Raw genomic sequence first — 19,696 nt, 5'->3', positions numbered from 1 at the left:
CGGGGGTCGGGCGAACCCCCCCCCCCGCCGGCGCGTCCGCCCCCTTCTGGGGGGTGGGCGCCACCACCGGGGCGGCCCCCACCCCCGGACTCACTTCTCCGCCGCCTTCGCCGCCGCGTCGATGGCAGCCAGCGACTTGCGGACCTGGTTACGGTCCGTGGTGTACCAGAAGTCGGGCAGCGACGCCTTGAGATAGCCGCCGTACCGCGCGGTCGCCAGCCGCTGGTCCAGTACGGCGACCACGCCCCGGTCGCCCGACGCGCGTACGAGACGGCCGGCGCCCTGGGCCATCAGCAGGGCCGCATGGGTCGCGGCCACCGCCATGAAGCCGTTGCCGCCCGCGTCCTCGACCGCCTTCTGCCGGGCGCTCATCAGTGGATCGTCGGGCCGCGGGAACGGGATCTTGTCCATGACCACCAGCTGACAGCTGGGGCCCGGCACGTCCACGCCCTGCCAGAGGGACAGCGTGCCGAAGAGACAGGTCTTCGGATCCGCGGAGAAGTTCTTGATCAGTTCGCCGAGCGTCTCCTCGCCCTGGAGCAGGATCGGGAACTCCGGGATCCGCGAGCGCAGTTCCTCGGCGGCGAGCTGGGCGGCCCGCATCGACGAGAAGAGCCCGAGAGTGCGTCCGCCGGCCGCCTGGATCAACTCGGTCAGCTCATCCAGCATGTCCGTGCGCTCGCCGTCACGGGCGGGGCGCGCCAGGTGCTTGGCGACGTACAGAATGCCCTGCTTGCGGTAGTCGAAGGGCGAGCCGACGTCGATGCCCTTCCACTTGGGCAGATCATCGCCCTCCACCCCCTCGGGACCGAGGCCGAGCGAGGCCCCGACGCCGTTGAAGTCGCCGCCCAGCTTGAGCGTCGCCGAGGCGAGGATCACGGCACGGTCCGCGAACAGCTTCTCCCTGAGCAGGCCCGAGACCGACATGGGGGCGACGCGCAGGGAGGCGCCGAAGCGGTCGTGCCGCTCGTACCAGACGACGTCCCACTCCGAGCCGTTCAGCACACGCTCGGCCACGTCGTGCACCGTCTCCACGGAGGCCAGCGCCTGCTTGCGGACGGCGTCCTCGTCCTGGACGGACTTGTCGCGCGCGGCGCCCATCGCGGAGATCACCGTACGGGCGGCGTCCCGCAGCGCCATCAGGGCGTAGCCGAGGTCCTCCGGGATCTCCTCCAGACGGCCGGGCAAGGCCAGCTCCATGAGCCGCTCGAAGCCCTCGGCGGCGGTCTGGAGCTGGTCGGCGGCCTTCTCGTTGACGAGCTTGGCCGCGCGGCGCACGGCCCGGTTGACCTGGCCGGGGGTCAGCTCACCGGTGGCGACGCCGGTCACCCGCGAGACGAGTTCGTGCGCCTCGTCCACGATCAGCACCTCGTGCTGGGGCAGCACCGGCGCGCCCTCGATGGCGTCGATGGCCAGCAGTGCGTGGTTCGTCACCACGACCTCGGCGAGCTTGGCACGCTCCCGGGCCATCTCCGCGAAGCACTCGGCGCCGTACGCGCACTTCGTCGCGCCCAGGCACTCCCGCGACGACACCGACACCTGCGCCCAGGCGCGGTCCGAGACACCGGGGGTGAGGTCGTCCCGGTCGCCGCTCTCCGTCTCGTCCGCCCAGTCCCGCAGCCGCAGCAGGTCCTGGCCCAGCTTGCTGGTGGGGGCTGCGGCCTCGAACTGGTCGAAGAGGCCGTCCTCCTCGTCCTGCGGCACGCCCTCGTGGAGCCGGTGCAGGCAGAGGTAGTTGGAGCGGCCCTTGAGCATCGCGAACTCGGGACGGCGGCGCAGCAGCGGATGCAGGGCGTCGACCGTGCGCGGCAGGTCGCGCTCCACGAGCTGACGCTGCAAGGCGAGGGTGGCCGTCGCGACCACCACCCGTTCTCCCTGCGCGAGCGCGGGCACGAGATAGCCCAGCGACTTTCCGGTGCCGGTGCCGGCCTGCACCAGCAGATGAGATCCGTCATCGATCGCCTCGGCGACCGATTCGGCCATGGTCACCTGGCCGGGGCGCTCCGTGCCGCCGACGGCTGTGACAGCGGCATGCAGGAGTTCGGAGAGTGGGGGCTTCGTCATAGCCCGACCACCCTACGGCCCGGCACTGACAAACGGGGGATCCCCGAGGGGACGGGGGACGCGATCACTGACCGGCTCCTGGGGGGACGGTGGGGAGGAGGGGTGGGGCGAGGGATGGGTGGCGAGGGTGAGGCGGGGGTCGGCTCGGGCCGGAAATTTTTCGGAGATGTTCGGGATCCCGGGAACCCGCCGGGATCGCCGTTCGTACTACATGTGACGGATCAATCACTGACCGCTACGACGCTACGGCGAGGGGGCCGGTCCCGGTCACGCATCACGAGCGCGGCCCGCTTCCCGGGCAGGTCGAGCTCGGCGGCGATACGGAATCCCGCGCTCACGAACGCGGAGACGGAGGGGGTGTTGCGAAGATCGGGTTCCGCCACGACCCGTGCGCATGCGGGGCGCCGGTCGAGGACGAGGTCGGCCACTGCTCGGATCAGGGCTGTCCCCAGTCCCCGGCCCCGGTCGGCCGCTTCGCCCAGGAGCAGGTGGATGCCGGTGTCCTGGGGAAGAGCCGGATAGTGGCGGGCCAGGGGGTCGAGATCGGCCCGGTAGATCTCCCAGTAGCTCATGGGGGTGCCGTCCAGGAGCCCCAGGCACGGCACGCTGCGTCCGTCGCCGTCGAGTTGCGCACGCAGGTGGACTTCCGTGCGGTGCGGGGCACCGGCCAGCTCCCAGAACTGCGCCACCGCGGGGTCGTTCATCCAGCGGTGGATGAGCGGCAGGTCGAGGTCGACGCGTACGGGGGCCAGCCGGAAGGAGCCTGCGGGAGTGGGCGTCGGCCCCCATGCGGAGAGGTGGTCGAGGAGTCCGGCTGCCTCGTCGGCGGCAGGGGCGACGGGCTCGGCGGGAGGGAGGGAGGCGGCACCGGGGCTCGCGTCGGTGGGGCTCGCTTCGGTGGGCGGCATGGGGACTCCTCTCGGCGGTGTCGGCGGTGTCGGCGGTTCAGGAATGGAGGGGGTTGGCGATGGTGACGTAGACGGACTGGGTGTCGACCGGGCCGACGAGTTCGTCCAGACCGTGCAGCCGGGTCAGCAGGTTGGCCTTGCAGCGCAGGACCGGTGATTCGAGCAGGACGGCGGGCAGGGAGGTGCGCAGCGGATCGGGCCCCGAGACGAGGTCGGTGAGGAAGCGGCGGAAGGCGGCGAGGAGCAGGCGCTCGTCGGCGAGGCGCTGGGAGCCGAAGGCGCCGATCAGACCCAGCACGTTGTTGATGCCGAGGTAGTAGGCGAAGCGCTCGTCGGTGACCTCGTCGGAGACGAAGGTGTCGCTGTGGTCGCCGATACCGGGCAGCCGGGTGGCGAGTTCGGCGCGGCGGGACTCGCGGAAGTAGTAGCCCTGGTTGTCGCGGTAGCGGCCGCCGGTGGGCCAGCCGTCGGCGTCCAGCAGCACCAGGGTGTTCTGCTGATGGGCTTCGAGCGCGATGCCGGCCTCGCCGTCCAGCCAGAGCACGGGGCGGACCACGTGCTCCAGATAGCGCAGGAACCACTCCGCGGCGACGGCTCCGACGGGCCGGCCGGTGCGCGCGGCGAGCCGCGTCGTGGTCCGGGCGAGCCTGGACCGCATGCGCCAGGGGGCCTGCTGCGGTGGCGCGGTGTCGGCTGCACCGGCGAGAGGACGGGGGGAGACAAGTCCGGCGAGGCATCCGGCGTCGTCGCTCGGGCGGAAGGGGTTGTGCCTGATCATCACGGAGAGGCCGGGCACGGGAAGACCGTCCTGCCCGTCGACGTCGAGCCAGGCCGGGTCGCGGACGATGTCGAAGCCCGGGTGTGCGGCCTGCCACTCCTGGAACAGACCGGCGCGCAGCAGTCGGTGCACCTCGACTCCGCGGTGGAGTTCCTTGCGCAGGTTCTCCCGGCGGGAGTTGGTGATGCGCAGCCCCAGCGACAGCTTGAGCATCGCGGAGGCGTCGGACCGGTGGACCGTGCGCACGGAGGAGGTGGGGTGCCAGGCGGGGCCGTGCGGGCCCAGGTCCCGCAGGAGCCCGGAGTCGAGCAGGGCCGCGACGGCTTCCCGGTGCCGTACCTCGCGCGCCTGCCAGGGGTGCAGCGGCAGGGCGGCGTACCCGTCGGGGAGAGGCAGCTCGGTTCCGGCGAGACGGCGGGTGAGGTGGTCGGCGGGTACGGGACGACCGCGCTCGGTCCAGGCGGAGTCGGCGGCGAGCAGGGAGGGGGCGACAGCCAGCCAGTGCAGGGGGAAGGAGCCACGCAACTCCGGTGAGTAGAGCCGCTCTTCCGATGCGGTCAGACCGTCCCGGCTCTTGGGGGTCGGATGCAGGGGATGGCCGAGGAGGAGGGCCTGTTCGGCGCTGAGGAAGAGGTCGGGGGTGTCGGTGGGGTGTGCACGCCGGTCACGGATGAAGGTGGCCGTGCGGCGGAGGGAGTCGGCCACTCTGGCCACGAGATCGCCGTGGTCACCGTCTTCGCCGTGACGGGAGGCGGCGCGATGGGCGGCGCCGGGCGGGTCGGCGGGGGTGGTCTCCCTGGCGAGCAGTGCGGCGAGGGTGACGGCGTCGACGGGCGGAGCGGTTTCCGGGGCGTCGGCGAAACGGGGGGCGCCGAAGCGGTGCCAGCCCGTCGGGGACCAGTGGCGGACGGGGACGAGCAGGGAGGTGGCACTGGCGGGCAGCGGGATGTGGAGGGCGTGGGTCGCGGGTGCAGGGAGGTCGGTCTCGCGTACCCAGCAGCGCAGAAGGTTCTCCACGGCGGCGGCCTGGGCCGCGATGAGGGGATCGGGGTGGTCGAGCGGGTCGGCGGCGGGGTCTGCGAGCCGTGGGGGCTCGGGCTGGTGCCGCGGATGGGGCGGGACCGGTTCGGCGGCGGTGGCTGCGCGCCGCGCGGGCTCGGGCTGGTGCCGCGGGTGCGGCGGGACCGGCTCGGCGGCCGGGGATGACGGACGGGCGGGCTCGGGCTGTGGGGGCTGGAGGGGTTCTGCGAGGGGAGCCGGGGCGGTGCTGGTGTCGGGGCGGCCGCCGGGAGTGGGGGTGGTGGTGTTCATGACGGCTCCTGGGGGCTGTGGGCGACCGCTCGCTCGCCGGTCCCCGATGACCGGTGACCGGGGTGAGCGGTCGTGCGGGCGGTGGACGGCGGGGAGTGGCCTGAGTGGCCGGTAGGGAGGGGAGTTGGTATGTACGGGGGATACGGGCGGGTGGGACGGGTGACGGGTTCAGCCGGTGCGCTGGGCCGGGCCCTGGTGGCGTGGGTGATCGGGGCCGTGGCGCTCATGGTCGCGCGCTGCCGCCGCCACCGCGTCGGTCAGGCGGTCCAGGACGGCTTCCGCCTGCTCGTCACTGATCGTCAAGGGGGGAAGCAGCCGGACCACGGCGGCGTGACGGCCGCCCAGCTCGACGATGAGCCCCCGCCGGAGGCACTCACGCTGGACCGCCGTGGCGAGTTCGGGGGCGGCGGGTCGCGGAGTGCGGACGGCGGTGGGCTCCGGGTGGGCCGGTGTGGAGGGCATCGGGAGGCTGTCATCGGCCGGGGGTGCTTCGGCGAGGCCGGCGCCTTCCCGCTCCGGGTCCACCATTTCGACCCCCATCATCAGTCCGCGCCCGCGTACCTCTCCGACGCATGGGAAGGCACCGAGGTCGCGCCGGAGTCGGGTGAGCATGCGGGAGCCGAGGGCGGCGGCTCGTGCGGCGAGGCCGTTCGCACGGACATGGGCGAGGGTGGCGGTACCGGCGGCCATGGCGAGCTGGTTGCCGCGGAAGGTGCCCGCGTGGGCGCCGGGTTGCCAGACGTCGAGGTCGTCGCGGTAGACGATCACGGCCAGCGGGAGGCTGCCGCCGATGGCCTTGGACAGGACCATGACGTCGGGCGTGATGCCGCTGTGGTCGACGGCCCAGAAGGCACCGGTCCTGCCGACGCCGGTCTGCACCTCGTCGACGATCAGCGGGACCGACCGGTCCGCCGTCAACCGGCGCATCCGGCGCAGCCAGTCGTCCGGCGCGGGGATCACCCCGCCTTCGCCCTGGACGGGTTCCAGGATCATGCCGGCGGGCAGCGGGACGCCCGACTTGGGATCGTCCAGCAGCGACTCCGTCCAGCGGACGCCGAGCTCGGCACCGCGCGGACCGCCGATGCCGAACGGACAGCGGTAGTCCTGCGGATAGGGCAGTCGGGTGACCTGGACGTCGCGGGCACCACCGGAGGCGGCCAGGGCACCGGCGGTCATTCCGTGGTAGGCGCCGGTGAAGGCGAGGAGGCCGGTGCGGCCGGTGGCGGCGCGGACCAGTTTCAGAGCGGCCTCGACGGCGTCGGTGCCGGCCGGTCCGCAGAACTGGACGCGGGCCCGGGCGGCGAGGGCGGGCGGCAGTGTGCGGAACAGCTCGGTGACGAAGGCGTCCTTGACGGGGGTCGCGAGGTCGAGGACGGAGAGCGGGGCACCGGAGTCGAGGACACCGCGGACGGCTTCGAGCACGACGGGGTGGTTGTGGCCGAGGGCGAGCGCGCCGGCGCCGGAGAGGCAGTCCAGGTAGCGGCGGCCGTCGGCGCCCTCGATGGTGAGTCCCCGGGCCCGGACGGGGACGATGGGCAGCGCCCGGGCATAGGTGCGCGCCGAGGACTCGTGCGCCGACTGCCGTCTGAGGATCCCCTCGTGCACGGCGCGCCGTTCCCTGTCTGTGCCTTCAGCCGTCGGCTCCGTCACGGCCACGGTGGGCTGTCCTCCCCGCTGTTCGGAGGCGAGTTGATGAGCGGGGAGCGGCTTCGCCGGCACGCCCCCACCGCCTACAACCGCGGACCGTGCGGCGGGTTACGGGTCATGCCGGGTTCGTTGCCGTGCCGAAAGCGCCGCTGGAATCACCGTGGGAACCGCCGCTGGGATGGCCGTTGGGGTCGCCGCCCGGTGCGACGCCGGAATGCGGCGTCGCGGCCGTCAGCGCTGCTCGGCCATGCCCCGCTCGGCCATCCCCCGCTCATCGACCTCCAGTTCCACGGCACCCGCTCCGACCGTCTCCCGTTCCACGGCACCCGCTCCGACCGTCTCCCGTTCCGCGGCCCCCGCTCCAGCCGTCTCCTGCTCCTGCCGGCCGCGGCATTCCTCGAGGAAGGCGAGGACGGACCGGTGGTGGCGGTGGGCCGCGTGTCCGAGGCTGATGTTGTGGCCGGCGCCCGCCTCATGCCGGACGCGCACCAGTGGAGCGGTGAGGGGTGCGGTCAGTTCGCGCACGGCGTCGGGGTCGCAGGCCCAGAAGCGCTCGTGCTCGGCGAAGGTGAAGCGCACCGGCACCCGGATGGCGGCGGCCAGCCCGGCATAGGCGCGGGGCCAGTCCCGGACGGACTCGGCCTCCCGGGGCGGGAACGGGCCGACGACCTTCCGCGCCACCAGAAAGGTGCCCGAGGGATACAGCGACAGCGGGCCCCAGTGCAGCCGGGAGTCGGGGATCCGTCCCGGGGAGGACAGCCGGTCCGGGGGCAGGGCCCAGCGGCCGCCGACACCCGACACATCGACCCCGATCAGCCGGTCGTCCGGCACTGCCGAGGCGGCCATGGTCAGGGCCAGCGTTCCCCCGAAGGAGTGGCCGACGAGAAAGCATCCGGCGCCCGACGGATGCTCGGCGGCATAGCCGCGCAGCGCTTCCCGGACGCAGGACGCCTGGTCGGCCAGGTCCATGCCCTCCGGCAGCAGGCCGGCCGAGGCGCCGTAACCGGGGCGGTCCAGGGCCAGGGCGGCATATCCGGCCGCGGTCGCGAGCGACAGCAGGGAGGCGGACGGGTCCACATGCCCGTGGAAGTAGCCGGCTCCCATGCCTCCGCCGTGGAGGGCGACGAGCAGGGCACGCGGTTCCGTGCCCGTGGGCAGGGCGAGCAGCCCGGACAGCCGTACCGCGCCCGCCGTCAGCTCGATCTTCTCGACGGGGGGCGACGGAGGCGGGACGGATGCCGCCGGCGCCGGAGCGGTGTGTGACATCGGTGTCGTCTCCCTCTGTGTCGCCGGACGGTCCACGGGATGTCAGCCGTTCGGCCGAGTGGACGAGTGGCCCGGTGAGCGAGGGACGTCCTCGCCTCCGTGCCCTCCGGCGCGCCGTCGTTTCCCAGGGTGCCCCTCCCAAGGCACCCCGTGCGGGGTGGAAGGAGAGAGTTTCACGGTTCGTCAGCGCGTGCACCCCGGCGCGGCCATCCGGCGGATGCCCGGGGGAAGGGTCCGGCAACTCTCCCGCGTATCTCGGGATATGAGCCGGCTCCCTGGATTCCGACCAGGTCAGACGGCTTGTAGCCGAACCGTTGCCGTTCCATCGGATGTCCCCCACAGGGAACGCATAAGGTGTGGTGCCGTTCCCAGAACGTCGTGGGACCGGTGGGTGAACTCTCCCTGGGTTCACCGCTGGTGCCCTCGATGAGCGCCGAGTCACTTCACCACACGGGGAGTCAAGAACATGCGATCCATACGGCCGTCGTCCACCGCAGGGCGAGGGAGGGGCCCGCGTCGCGCCTCCACGTCGCTGGCGGCGGTCGCCCTCGCCTCGGCGCTGGCGCTGACCGCCACCGGCTGCAACGGCGACGACCAAGCCGACGGCTCGCCGACCGCTTCCGCGACGGCGGCCGGCTCGGGCGACGGCAAGATCAAGATCCCGGACGACTTGAAGCAGAAGCTCAAGGAGCACGGGATCGACATCGACAAGTGGAAGAACGGCGCCTGGAAGAACTGGAACAGGCAGGACTGGCTGCGCGAGGCCAACGACTTCATCAACCCGATCATCAAGGGTCTGTGGGACCCGAACCGGATGCGCCACGCCAACGACCCGGACAAGGGTGTCGACAACAACGACATCTCCGGTGACCAGGGCGTGACGGACCCGACGCCGCAGCCGGTGAAGGCGCAGGCGGTCGCGGCGCCGTACCACACCAACGCGGCCCCGTTCGGCAAGCTGTTCTTCGACTCGCCCGAGGGCACCATGGTCTGCTCGGGCACGGTCGTGGAGGACCCGGCGCACCCGGGCAAGTCCAACCTCGTGTGGACGGCGGGCCACTGTGTGCACGCGGGCAAGAAGGGCGGCTGGTACCGCAACCTCGCCTTCGTGCCGTCGTACAACAACGCGGCCATGTCGACCGCCCAGCTGAACAAGGCCTCCCGCTCGCAGATCGCCCCGTACGGGGTCTGGTGGGCGGACGCGGCGCAGACCTCCCAGCAGTGGATCGACCAGGGCGGGGAGACCGGCGGCAACGGTGCCTCCTACGACTTCTCGGTCATCCATGTGACGCCGGAGCAGGGCAACAAGGGCAAGTCGCTGGAGGAGACGGTCGGCGGTGCGCTGCCGGTGAACTTCGACGCGCCGGCCGTGCCGAAGGTGCAGAGCATCAGCGCGGACGGCTACCCGGCGGCGCCTCCGTACGACGGTCAGCTGCTGTACCAGTGCAAGGACAAGCCCGGGCGGCTGTCGATCAACCAGTCCGACCCGACGATGTACCGCATCGGCTGCACGATGACCGGTGGTTCCTCCGGCGGTGGCTGGGTGGAGACGGGCTCGGACGGCAAGCCGGCGCTGGTGTCCAACACCTCCATCGGCCCGGTCAGCTCGGGCTGGCTGGCCGGTCCCCGGCTGGGTCCTGTGGCCAAGGGCGTGTACCAGGCGGTGAGCAAGAAGTTCGCCGGGCAGTGACGGTCTGAGACCGGTAGCCGGAAGGCCCGCCGCCCCCAGGGGGGTGGCGGGCCTTCGTCGTGCCGTGGGTCAGGCTGCGGAGACCGCCGTGTAGGGGGCGAGGTCCGCCGCCAGCTCCTCGTGCACCCGGACCTTGAGCAGGGTGCCCTCCGCGGTGTGCTCCTCGGAGATCACCTCGCCCTCGGTGTGGGCGCGGGCGACCAGCTTGCCGTGGGTGTACGGCACGAGAGCCTCGACCTCGACCGAGGGCCGGGGCAGCTCGTCGTCGATCAGGGCGAGCAGCGTGTCGATGCCCTGGCCGGTGCGGGCGGAGACCGCGAGGGAGCGCTTCTCGATCCTGAGCAGCCGCTGAAGGACCAACGGATCGGCCGCGTCCGCCTTGTTGATCACGACGATCTCGGGCACGTCGGTGGCGCCGACGTCCCGGATCACCTCGCGCACGGCGGCGAGCTGCTCCTCCGGGTTCGGGTGCGAGCCGTCCACCACGTGCAGGATCAGGTCGGAGTCGCCGACCTCCTCCATGGTGGAGCGGAACGCCTCGACCAGGTGGTGCGGCAGATGCCGGACGAAGCCGACGGTGTCCGCCAGCGTGTACAGGCGGCCGCTCGGGGTCTCCGCGCGGCGGACGGTCGGGTCCAGGGTCGCGAACAGGGCGTTCTCGACCAGGACGCCGGCGCCGGTGAGGCGGTTGAGCAGGGAGGACTTGCCGGCGTTGGTGTAGCCCGCGATGGCGACGGACGGCACCTTGTTGCGCCGGCGCTCCTGGCGCTTGACCTCGCGGCCGGTCTTCATGTCCGCGATCTCCCGGCGCATCTTCGCCATCTTCTCGCGGATCCGGCGCCGGTCCGTCTCGATCTTGGTCTCACCGGGGCCACGCGTGGCGAGGCCGCCGCGGCCACCACCCATCTGCCGGGACAGCGACTGACCCCAGCCGCGCAGCCGCGGCAGCATGTACTGCATCTGCGCGAGCGCGACCTGCGCCTTGCCCTCGCGGGACTTGGCGTGCTGGGCGAAGATGTCGAGGATCAGCGCCGTACGGTCGATGACCTTGACCTTGACGACGTCCTCCAGCTGGATCAGCTGGCCGGGGCTCAGCTCACCGTCGCAGATGACGGTGTCCGCGCCCGTCTCGAGGACGACGTCGCGCAGCTCGGCGGCCTTGCCGGAGCCGATGTAGGTGGCCGCGTCGGGCTTGTCGCGGCGCTGGATGACGCCGTCGAGCACGAGCGCGCCCGCGGTCTCGGCGAGGGCCGCCAGCTCCGCGAGGGAGTTGTCGGCGTCCTGCGCGGTGCCGGTGGTCCACACCCCGACGAGCACGACCCGCTCCAGGCGGAGCTGGCGGTACTCGACCTCGGTGACGTCCTCCAGCTCGGTGGAGAGGCCGGCCACGCGGCGCAGGGCCGCGCGCTCGGAGCGGTCGAACTGGTCGCCGTCCCGCTCGCCGTCGATCTCGTAGCTCCAGGCGACGTCCTCTTCCATCAGGGCATCGGCCCGAAGACCCTCGGGATAGGCGTGCGCGAGGCGCTTGGTGTCCTGGGAAGGGGAAGAAGAGGAGGTCATTTGATCCTTAAGTCGATGGAGAGTGCCGGAGTGCCGTGATGGCCTGGACACGGCGGTCGCGAGGGACCGCTCGTGTGGTGTCAACGTACGAGTACCCCGGGAGATTCCCGGGTCCCGCGTGTCGCGCCGACCGGAAGATGGTCGCACGAGGCGGCACGTCGCGTCACCGTGTTATCGCACGGTCCGCTGGGGGGCCGAGGTGGTCGGCGGCAGGGGCTTCCAGTCCGGGTGGCCGGGCATCGGCGGGGTCTTCGCGCCGTACAGCCAGTCCTTGAGGAAGCCGCTCAGGTCGCGGCCGGAGACGGTCGAGGCGAGCTGGACGAAGTCGGCGGTGGTGGCGGTGGAGTCCCGGTGCTCCCGGACCCAGATCCGCTCCAGGCGCTCGAAGGCGGGCCGGCCGATCTTCTGGCGCAGCGCGTAGAGGACGAGCGCGGCGCCGTCGTACACGTTGGGCCGGAAGATGCCGATCTTCTGGCCGGGGGCGGGCGGCTTGGGCCGGGCGGGGGGTCCGCCGGCCTCGCGCCAGCGGTCGGAGGCGGCGTAGGCGGCCTTCATCCGGTCCACCATGGGCCGGTGCGCGGTCTCCTCCGCGTACAGCTCCTCGTACCAGGTGGCGTGGCCCTCGTTCAGCCAGACGTCGGACCAGGCGCGGGGGCTGACGCTGTCGCCGAACCACTGGTGGGACAGCTCGTGCACCATGATCGACTCGAGGTACCAGCGGGGGTAGCCGGGCTGGGTGAACAGGTTCTTCTCGAAGAGCGAGAGGGTCTGCGTCTCCAGTTCGAAGCCGGTGGAGGCCTGGGCCATGAGCACGCCGTACGTCTCGAAGGGGTACCGGCCGACCTTGCTCTCCAGCCAGGCGATCTGGTCGGGGGTCTTGGCGAGCCAGGGTTCCAGGGCCTTGCGGTCGGCGCTGGGCACGACGTCGCGCACCGGCAGCCCGTGCGGGCCCTCGCGGTGCAGCACGGAGGAGCGGCCGATGGACACCTGGGCGAGTTCGGTGGCCATGGGGTGCTGGGTGCGGTAGCTCCAGGTGGTGGTGGGGCCGACCCGGTCCGCGCCGACGGGCAGGCCGTTGGCGACGGCGGTGTAGCCGTTCGGCGCGGTGACGTGGAAGGTGAACATCGCCTTGTCGGACGGGTGGTCGTTGCACGGGAAGACCAGGTGGGCGGCGTCGGCCTGGTTGGCCATGGCGAGCCCGTCGGAGGTGCGCACCCAGCCGCCGTCCTGGTCCGGGGCGGAGACGGGGTCGCTGCTGTGCCGCACGGTGATCCGGGTCCACTCGCCCTCGGCCAGCGGGTGGTCGGGGGTGACCACCAGGTCGTCGCCGGCCCGGGTGAACGCGGCGGGGCGCCCGTCGACCTCGACCGAGCGCACCGTGCCGTGGGCGAAGTCGAGGTTGATGCGGTCCAGGTCGGCGGTGGTCCAGGCGTCGATGGTGGTGACGGCCTGGAGCGGCTTGTCGTTGGTGCCGGGATAGCTGAAGGACAGGTCGTACGACGCCACGTCGTAGCCCGGGTTCCCCAGGTACGGGTAGAGGCGGTCGCCGATGCCGAGCGGCTCGGGCGGGGCCGCGGCGGCGAGCAGGCAGACGGAGACGGCGGAGGCGAGCAGGGCCGCCGCCCTGCGGTGCCGGACGGTCCGGGTCCGGGGGCGGGAGCGGGGGGTGAGCAGCATGCATCACCGCTACCAGTACGCGCGCGTGCCGGGACGGCGACGCGCGACGGCCCCACCCGAACGGGTTGGTCCCGGGACGCCGTCCACAGCCGTCCACAGGAGGGCGTGGGAGCAGGATGCCGTGCTCAGGAGGCGGTGTGCCGGGCGCGGCTCACGTCGTACACGCCGGGGACGTCCCGCATGGCGCGCATCAGGGCCGGGAGGTGGGCCGCGTCGGGGAGCTGGAGGGTGTAGGTGTGCCGCACCCGCTGCTGGCTGGGCGGTTCCACGGTGGCGGAGACGATGTCGACGCCCGCCGAGGAGATCGCCTCGGTGAGGTCGGCGAGCAGATGGGGGCGGCCGAACGATTCAGCGACCAGGGTGACCCGGCACTCGGTGGCCTCCCCCCAGCGCACGCCGATCTCCGCACGCCCTCTGGCCTTCATGTGCGCCGCCGCCGCGCACTCCGCGCGGTGTACGGTCACCACTCCCCCGCGGACCGCGAAGCCGGTGATCTCGTCGGGCGGTACGGGCGTACAGCACCCGGCGAGGCGTACGGCGGCCCCGGGCCGGTCGGCGAGCACGTCGGCGCCCCTGGGGCGGGCGGCGGCTCCCGGCGCGGGGGCGCTGTCCTGCGGACGGGCGGTGGGCGGTTCGGTACGGGCACCGGAGGTGTCCTCGGTCGCGGTGCCGCCGCCGGGGTGGGTCGCCAGCCAGCGCTGGATGGCGATGCGGGCGGCCGGGGTGTGGGCGTGCTCCAGCCACTCGCGGGAGGGCTCCGAGGCGGGGTCCTGGCCCATGAGGAGCTGGACGGTGTCGCCGTCCCGGAGAACGGTGCTCAGGGTGGCCAGGCGGCCGTTGACGCGAGCGCCGATGCACGCGTGCGCGTCCTCGCCGTACTGGGCGTAGGCGGCGTCCACACAGGTCGCGCCGTCGGGCAGGCCGAGGGTGCCGCCGTCCGGCCGGAACACGGTGATCTCGCGGTCCTGGGCGAGGTCCTCGCGCAGGGTGGACCAGAAGGTGTCGGGGTCGGGGGCGGCCTGCTGCCACTCCAGGAGGCGGGAGAGCCAGCCGGGGCGGGTGGGGTCGACCCGCTCGCCGTCGGCGAGGGCTCCGGTGCCGGCCGGGTCCGCGACGGGCGCGTAGGGATTGCCGAGCGCGACGACACCGGCCTCGGCGACCTTGTGCATCTGGTGGGTGCGGATGAGGACTTCGACGACCTGGCCGTCGGGGCGGGCGACGGCGGTGTGCAGCGACTGGTAGAGGTTGAACTTGGGTACGGCGATGAAGTCCTTGAACTCCGAGACGACCGGCGTCATACAGGTGTGCAGTTCACCGAGCACGCCGTAACAGTCGGCGTCCTCCTGGACGAGCACCAGCAGGCGGCCGAAGTCGGCGCCGCGCAGCCGGCCGCGTTTGCGGGCCACGCGGTGGACGGAGACGAAGTGCCGCGGCCGGATGAGGACTTCGGCCTGGATGCCGGCCTCGCGCAGCACCCCGCGCATCTCGTCGGCGACCTCGGTCAGCGGGTCGTCCGCGCGGGCCGCGTTCCCCGCGATGAGTTCGCGGGTGTGCTCGTACTCCTCGGGGTGCAGGATGGCGAAGACCAGGTCCTCCATCTCGGTCTTCAGCGCCTGCACGCCGAGGCGTTCGGCGAGCGGGATGAGGACGTCCCGGGTGACCTTGGCGATCCGCGCCTGTTTCTCGGGGCGCATCACGCCGAGGGTGCGCATGTTGTGCAGCCGGTCGGCGAGTTTGATCGACATCACGCGCACGTCGTTGCCGGTGGCGACGAGCATCTTGCGGAAGGTCTCCGGTTCGGCGGCGGCTCCGTAGTCGACCTTCTCCAGTTTCGTGACGCCGTCGACCAGATAACGCACTTCCTCGCCGAACTGTTCCCGCACCTGGTCCAGCGTCACATCGGTGTCCTCGACGGTGTCGTGGAGCAGCGACGCGGTCAAGGTCGTGGTCTCGGCGCCCAGTTCGGCGAGGATCAACGTCACCGCGAGCGGGTGGGTGATGTACGGCTCGCCGCTCTTGCGCATCTGGCCGCGGTGGGAGGACTCCGCGAGGACGTAGGCGCGGCGCAGCGGGTCCAGGTCCGCGTCGGGGTGGTGGGCGCGGTGCGCCTCCACGACATGGCTGATGGCGTCGGGGAGTTTGCCGCGGACGGCGGGGCCGAGCAGCGCGGCCCGGCCGAGCCGGCGCAGATCGAGGCGGGCCCGGGACTTCCGCCGGGTCGTGGTGGGCGCGACGGACACGGTGGCCGCTGTGGGCACTACCGGGCCAGGGGTCGCAGGGTTTGTGGCCTCCGCACTCATGGGCACCTCCGGCTCGTGGACCGGCGGACGGGGCCCCAGGGCGTACGCGGCTCAGGGATGGCGACGTTCCCCCGTCCGTGCCGGTGCTTGATGCTACCGAGCCCGCCACCCCCGGCAGACCGCCTCTCGCCGAGCGTGAAACGGATCACCCATTCGAGCGACGAAGACGAGGTTTACGGTTTGCGCCATGCGTGCGGGGATCGATCGCGCCGACGGTCCGCCCCGGCCACCGGAAACCGCTGTTCCGACGGCCCTGGGGCACAACGGCCTGCATGACGCCGGGTCAGCGGGCGGCGTTTTCCAGCCAGTCGCCGTCGATCTCGCCCTCGGCCACGATCACCGCGGGCCCGGTCATCTCGATCTCGCCGTCGGGCCGTTCGGTGATGACGAGGCGTCCGCCGGGCAGGTCCACGGTGTAGGTCGCCGGGGTGCCGGTGACGGCCGGGTCCGCGCCGTCGCGCCGGGCGGCGGCCACGGCGACGGCACACGCGCCCGTGCCGCACGAGCGGGTCTCGCCAGAGCCGCGCTCGTGCACCCGCATGGCGACGTGCCCGGGACCGCGGTCCACGACGAACTCGACGTTGACCCCGTCCGGGTAGGCGGCCGCCGGGCTGACGGGCGGCGGGGTGTAGAGGTCGCCGGCCTGCGCGAGGTCGGCCACGAAGGCGACCGCGTGCGGGTTGCCCATGTTCACGTTGCGCGCGGGCCAGCTGTGCTCGCCGACGGAGACCGTGACCTCCCCTTCGGGCAGGAGGGCGCGGCCCATGCCGACCGTGACGTCGCCGTCCTTGGCGATGTGGACGGTCTTCACACCCGCGCGCGTGGCGATCGCGAGGTCGCCCTCGCCCACGAGTCCCGCGTGCTGGAGGTAGCGCGCGAACACCCGCGAGCCGTTGCCGCACATCTCGGCGATCGAGCCGTCGCTGTTGCGGTAGTCCATGAACCACTCCGCCTCGGCGGCCATCGCCCGGGCCTCCGGGTGCGCGGCGGACCGTACGACACGCAGCACTCCGTCGCCGCCGATGCCGGCCCGGCGGTCGCACAGGGCGGCGACGGCGGCCGGGGACAGGTCGAGGGCGTTCTCGGGGTCCGGGACGATCACGAAGTCGTTCTCGGTGCCGTGACCCTTGAGGAAGGGGATCCGCGTGCTCATTCCTCGATCGTACGGGGTCGGATCGTACGCGTCGGAGTACGGGCTCGCTCCGCGGCGGGTCAGCGCAGCCGTGCCACGCGCCACACGGCGAGTACGGCCACCAGGGCCACCAGCAGCACATAGCCGAGCACGACCCGCCAGTCCGGGCGGCGGCCGGAGCCGCGCGCGGGCAGGCCGGGCCAGGTGTAGCCGACCCGGCGGGCGGCCATCATGCCCCAGCCCGCGGCGCAGGAGCAGATCAGCAGGCCGAGCATGGCGATCACCGCGCCGCTGTCGCCGAAGTCGAAGGCGAGCGGGAAGGCGAACATCAGCGAGCCGACGGCGGAGAGTCCCACGATGGGCGCGAGCTGCCAGATGCGCAGCCGGCGCTGCGGGCGCAGCTCGACCTCGACCTCGGGCCCGCTGGTGTACATCTCCTCGGGCGCCGGTCCGTCCTCGGTCACCACGACCGGCGTCTCGTCGGGCCCGTCGTCGGTGAGCCGCTCCTCGTCCAGGAGTTCCCCGGCGAGGGGGTCCTCGTGGAGGGCGTCCTCGCCGGGGCGGTCCACGGCCGGACGGCCCTCGGCCGGGTCCGGCTCGTCACCCTCGGTGGTGAGGTACTCGGCACTGTGTGCGGTGTCGCGAGGGCCGGCCTCCATCGCCACGCGCCCTCCCAACTTGGCTCCACTTGGTCGATCGAAGCTCGATGATGGCACGGCGCCGAAGGCCGCGATGACCGGCGGCGCATCCCGATGCCATCACGTGATCAGGCTGTAACCGGTCGTTCGACCAACGTCAGCGCCCGGTGCGGAAGTTCCGCGCGGTCCGCCGCCGCCCCACTCAACCAGTGCACCCGGGGATCGCGCCTGAACCAGGAATCCTGGCGGCGCGCGAAGCGCTTGGTGGCGCGTACGGTCTCGGCCCGCGCTTCCTCCTCGGTGCACTCCCCGGCGAGCGCCGCGAGAACCTGCTGGTAGCCGAGTGCGCGCGACGCCGTACGCCCCTCACGCAACCCCTGCGCTTCCAGTGCGCGCACCTCGTCCACGAGGCCCGCCTCCCACATGCGGTCGACCCGGCGTGCGATGCGGTCGTCCAGCTCCGGACGGGCGACGTCGACACCGATCTGGACGGTGTCGTAGACCGAGTCGTGGCCGGGCAGGTTGGCGGTGAAGGGCTGGCCGGTGATCTCGATCACCTCCAGGGCGCGGACGATCCGGCGGCCGTTGCTCGGCAGGATCGCGCGGGCGGCGTCCGGGTCGGCGGCGGCCAGCCGGGCGTGCAGCGCGCCGGAGCCGCGCAGCGCCAGTTCCTCCTCGAGGCGTGCCCGGACCACCGGGTCGGTGCCGGGGAACTCGAGGTTGTCGACGGCTCCGCGGATGTACAGGCCGGAGCCGCCGACCAGGATCGGCCAGCGGCCCTCGGCGAGGAGGGCGTCGATCCGCGCGCGGGCGAGCTTCTGGTACTCGGCGACCGAGGCGGTGACGGTCACGTCCCAGATGTCCAGCAGATGGTGCGGGACGCCGGCGCGTTCGTCGGGCGTCAACTTGGCGGTGCCGATGTCCATCCCTCGGTACAGCTGCATGGAGTCCGCGTTGACGACCTCCCCGCCGAGTTGCTGGGCCAGAAAGACGCCGAGATCGGACTTTCCGGCCGCGGTGGGGCCGACGACGGCGATGACGCGGGGGGCTGGACGTGCACTGCTCACCGCACCAGTCTCGCAAACGCCGGGGCGGGCTCTCGAACGAGTTACGTGACGGTGCCGCCTGCGGGTCGTTGCCCGTGGCGAGGTGCCGTCTGCCGGTTCGCCGGAGGCGGTGACCCGGGCGGCGCAACTGTACGCACCGGGTGACGCGGGAATTCCCCCGCACGAGTACCGTATGGAGTGGATATGGGCGTGTTTTCACGACTCCTCGGCAGGTCGAAGCCGACTCAGGAGGGGTCGGCCGAGGCGGCGCAGGCCGACACGGAGCCGGCCGAGGCGCAGGAGGCGGAGCCGGCCGAGGCGAAGGGAGCCGGTCCGGCGCAGGCGGAGGAGGCAGCCGAGGAGGCGGCCGAGGACGGGCGCGAGGCCGACGCCGAGGCCGTGACGGCGGACGCGGAGGCCGGTGCGGACGAGGAGGACGCGTCCGCGGCCGAGGGCACCGGGATCCCCCGGCAGCAGTCCGCCGGGGAGGCCGTCGACAGCGAGGCCGGCGAGGGCGCCCGCAGGTGACTGCCCCGCGAGGGAAGGTGGACCAATGGGTCTGTTGGACAACATGAAGGCCAGGCTGGGCCCGGCCAAGGACAAGGTGTCGGACCTCGCGCGACAGCACGGGGACAAGGTCCAGCACGGGATCGACAAGGCCGCGAAGGTCGTCGACGAGCACACCAAGGGCAAGTACACCGACCGGATCCACGCAGGGCAGGGCAAGGCCAGGCACGCGATGGACCGGCTCGCGCACATGGACGCCAAGGACACCCCGGGCAGCTCCGCCGGCCCGACGCCGCCGACCCGCCCGGAGGGCCCGCCTCCGACGTCGTGAGCCTGGGCGGACGCCAGCATGGGCGACGGCGCATCGGCGGACGGCCGGGAGCGGCACGCAGCACGCGCGCCTTCCCGGCCGTCGCCGCTCAGGTCCAGGTGGCGACCAGGTACCCCACGCCGTACGGCGCGTCCTCGTAGAGCAGCGCGCCGGTGAGCCGGGTGTCCTCGGCGGCGCCGGCCAGGAACTGCCAGGGGGCGCGGCCGGAGGCCTTCAGCTGGGCGGCCAGCTCGGCATCCAGGGCCCTGACGGCCGCCAGGTCCGCGGTGCCGAGCGCGCGGGCGATCTCCGCGTCGAAGGGTGCCGCCCGTTCGTCCAGATAGCCCGGCGCCTTGACCGTGCGGCACGCGCTGGCGTCGCCCATCACGAGCAGCGCGACCCGCTCGGCCCGGGCGCCGGTCTCACGGCCGGCCGCGAGGCACGACTGGAGGTCGAGGCTCTGCTCGATGCCGAGCCCCTCGATCGGGGCGTCCGCCCAGCCGGTCCGTTCCAGCAGCCACGCGGCGACGGTCAGCGAGGCCGGCAGCCGGCGCCCGGGGACGGTCCCGGTGTCCGTGGCGGGGCCCAGCGCCACGGACAGGTCCACCCCGAAGCCGCCGAAGGATCCCGGGCTGCCCTGCGGAAAGACCCCGGTCGGGCCGTGCTCGACGGGCCCGACGACCACCAGCAGATCGGGGCGGGCGGCGGCGAGCACCCCGAGCGCGTCCGCGCACGCCGCGCGGGCGGCGTCCAGTTCGGGCGCGGCACCGGCGGCGACCTCGGGCACGAGCAGCGGAGGACAGGGGCAGAGGGCGGCGGCGACAAGCATGATCGGCAGCGTAACGCCGGGTCGCCGCCGGGC

The 19,696-nt window shown here is 72.8% G+C and carries 15 protein-coding genes; 3 read left to right on the top strand and 12 right to left on the bottom strand.

Going from position 1 to position 19,696, the window contains the following annotated elements; all coding sequences use genetic code 11:
- Positions 1-90 precede the first annotated feature (90 nt).
- The 5 genes from ACFVIU_RS03710 to ACFVIU_RS03690 form a co-directional block, all read right to left on the bottom strand.
- Positions 91-2,064 carry an ATP-dependent DNA helicase gene (locus ACFVIU_RS03710; RefSeq protein ID WP_385840404.1) on the bottom strand — a complete coding sequence of 658 codons (1,974 nt, stop codon included), beginning with the start codon at positions 2,062-2,064 and terminating at the stop codon, positions 91-93.
- 221 nt (positions 2,065-2,285) lie between these two features.
- Positions 2,286-2,972, bottom strand: coding sequence for a GNAT family N-acetyltransferase (locus ACFVIU_RS03705; RefSeq protein WP_385840402.1), 687 nt, complete (start codon positions 2,970-2,972; stop codon positions 2,286-2,288).
- A 37-nt stretch (positions 2,973-3,009) separates the two neighbouring features.
- On the bottom strand, positions 3,010-5,061 hold the full coding sequence (locus tag ACFVIU_RS03700) for an IucA/IucC family protein (protein WP_385840401.1): 2,052 nt from the start codon (positions 5,059-5,061) through the stop codon (positions 3,010-3,012).
- A gap of 168 nt (positions 5,062-5,229) precedes the next feature.
- Positions 5,230-6,717: a diaminobutyrate--2-oxoglutarate transaminase family protein gene (locus ACFVIU_RS03695; protein WP_385840400.1), complete on the bottom strand. Its 1,488-nt coding sequence runs from the start codon at positions 6,715-6,717 to the stop codon at positions 5,230-5,232.
- 222 nt (positions 6,718-6,939) lie between these two features.
- A complete protein-coding gene (locus tag ACFVIU_RS03690) occupies positions 6,940-7,974 on the bottom strand; it encodes an alpha/beta hydrolase (RefSeq protein ID WP_385840399.1) in 1,035 nt (344 codons plus the stop codon).
- A 466-nt stretch (positions 7,975-8,440) separates the two neighbouring features.
- On the opposite strand from ACFVIU_RS03690, the gene ACFVIU_RS03685 reads away from it, so the two are divergent.
- The gene (locus ACFVIU_RS03685; protein ID WP_385840397.1) at positions 8,441-9,664 is read left to right on the top strand and encodes a trypsin-like serine peptidase; all 1,224 of its coding nucleotides are present in this window, start codon (positions 8,441-8,443) and stop codon (positions 9,662-9,664) included.
- 69 nt (positions 9,665-9,733) lie between these two features.
- Here ACFVIU_RS03685 and hflX read toward each other — a convergent pair whose 3' ends face one another.
- From hflX to miaA, 6 genes are all read right to left on the bottom strand, one after another.
- Positions 9,734-11,224: a GTPase HflX gene (hflX, locus tag ACFVIU_RS03680; RefSeq protein ID WP_385840396.1), complete on the bottom strand. Its 1,491-nt coding sequence runs from the start codon at positions 11,222-11,224 to the stop codon at positions 9,734-9,736.
- A gap of 171 nt (positions 11,225-11,395) precedes the next feature.
- Positions 11,396-12,901, bottom strand: a complete 1,506-nt coding sequence (locus ACFVIU_RS03675) for a M1 family metallopeptidase (RefSeq protein ID WP_385840394.1) — start codon at positions 12,899-12,901, stop codon at positions 11,396-11,398.
- A 125-nt stretch (positions 12,902-13,026) separates the two neighbouring features.
- Entirely contained in the window at positions 13,027-15,201 is a 2,175-nt protein-coding gene (locus ACFVIU_RS03670; protein WP_385840393.1) for a RelA/SpoT family protein, read from the bottom strand.
- Positions 15,202-15,484: 283 nt separating this feature from the next.
- Positions 15,485-16,354 (bottom strand): diaminopimelate epimerase, encoded by an 870-nt coding sequence (gene dapF, locus ACFVIU_RS03665; RefSeq protein ID WP_385840391.1) that lies wholly within the window; start codon positions 16,352-16,354, stop codon positions 15,485-15,487.
- 59 nt (positions 16,355-16,413) lie between these two features.
- Positions 16,414-16,992, bottom strand: a complete 579-nt coding sequence (locus tag ACFVIU_RS03660) for a hypothetical protein (RefSeq protein ID WP_385840829.1) — start codon at positions 16,990-16,992, stop codon at positions 16,414-16,416.
- Positions 16,993-17,099: 107 nt separating this feature from the next.
- A complete protein-coding gene (gene miaA, locus ACFVIU_RS03655) occupies positions 17,100-18,038 on the bottom strand; it encodes a tRNA (adenosine(37)-N6)-dimethylallyltransferase MiaA (protein ID WP_385840390.1) in 939 nt (312 codons plus the stop codon).
- A 183-nt stretch (positions 18,039-18,221) separates the two neighbouring features.
- Between miaA and ACFVIU_RS03650 the strand changes: the two genes are divergently transcribed.
- Together ACFVIU_RS03650 and ACFVIU_RS03645 are read left to right on the top strand one after the other, a co-directional pair.
- Positions 18,222-18,545, top strand: a complete 324-nt coding sequence (locus tag ACFVIU_RS03650) for a hypothetical protein (RefSeq protein WP_385840389.1) — start codon at positions 18,222-18,224, stop codon at positions 18,543-18,545.
- Between the two features lie 25 nt (positions 18,546-18,570).
- Positions 18,571-18,855 carry an antitoxin gene (locus ACFVIU_RS03645; protein WP_385840388.1) on the top strand — a complete coding sequence of 95 codons (285 nt, stop codon included), beginning with the start codon at positions 18,571-18,573 and terminating at the stop codon, positions 18,853-18,855.
- A gap of 88 nt (positions 18,856-18,943) precedes the next feature.
- On the opposite strand, the gene ACFVIU_RS03640 is transcribed toward ACFVIU_RS03645, so the two are convergent.
- Positions 18,944-19,663 (bottom strand): class III extradiol dioxygenase subunit B-like domain-containing protein, encoded by a 720-nt coding sequence (locus ACFVIU_RS03640; RefSeq protein WP_385840386.1) that lies wholly within the window; start codon positions 19,661-19,663, stop codon positions 18,944-18,946.
- Positions 19,664-19,696: the final 33 nt, after the last annotated feature.

The organism is Streptomyces sp. NPDC127190 (assembly GCF_042672505.1).
GTDB lineage: Bacteria > Actinomycetota > Actinomycetes > Streptomycetales > Streptomycetaceae > Streptomyces.
The sequence above is the reverse complement of the archived record's forward strand: the minus strand, read 5'-3'. Positions and strand labels throughout refer to the sequence as shown.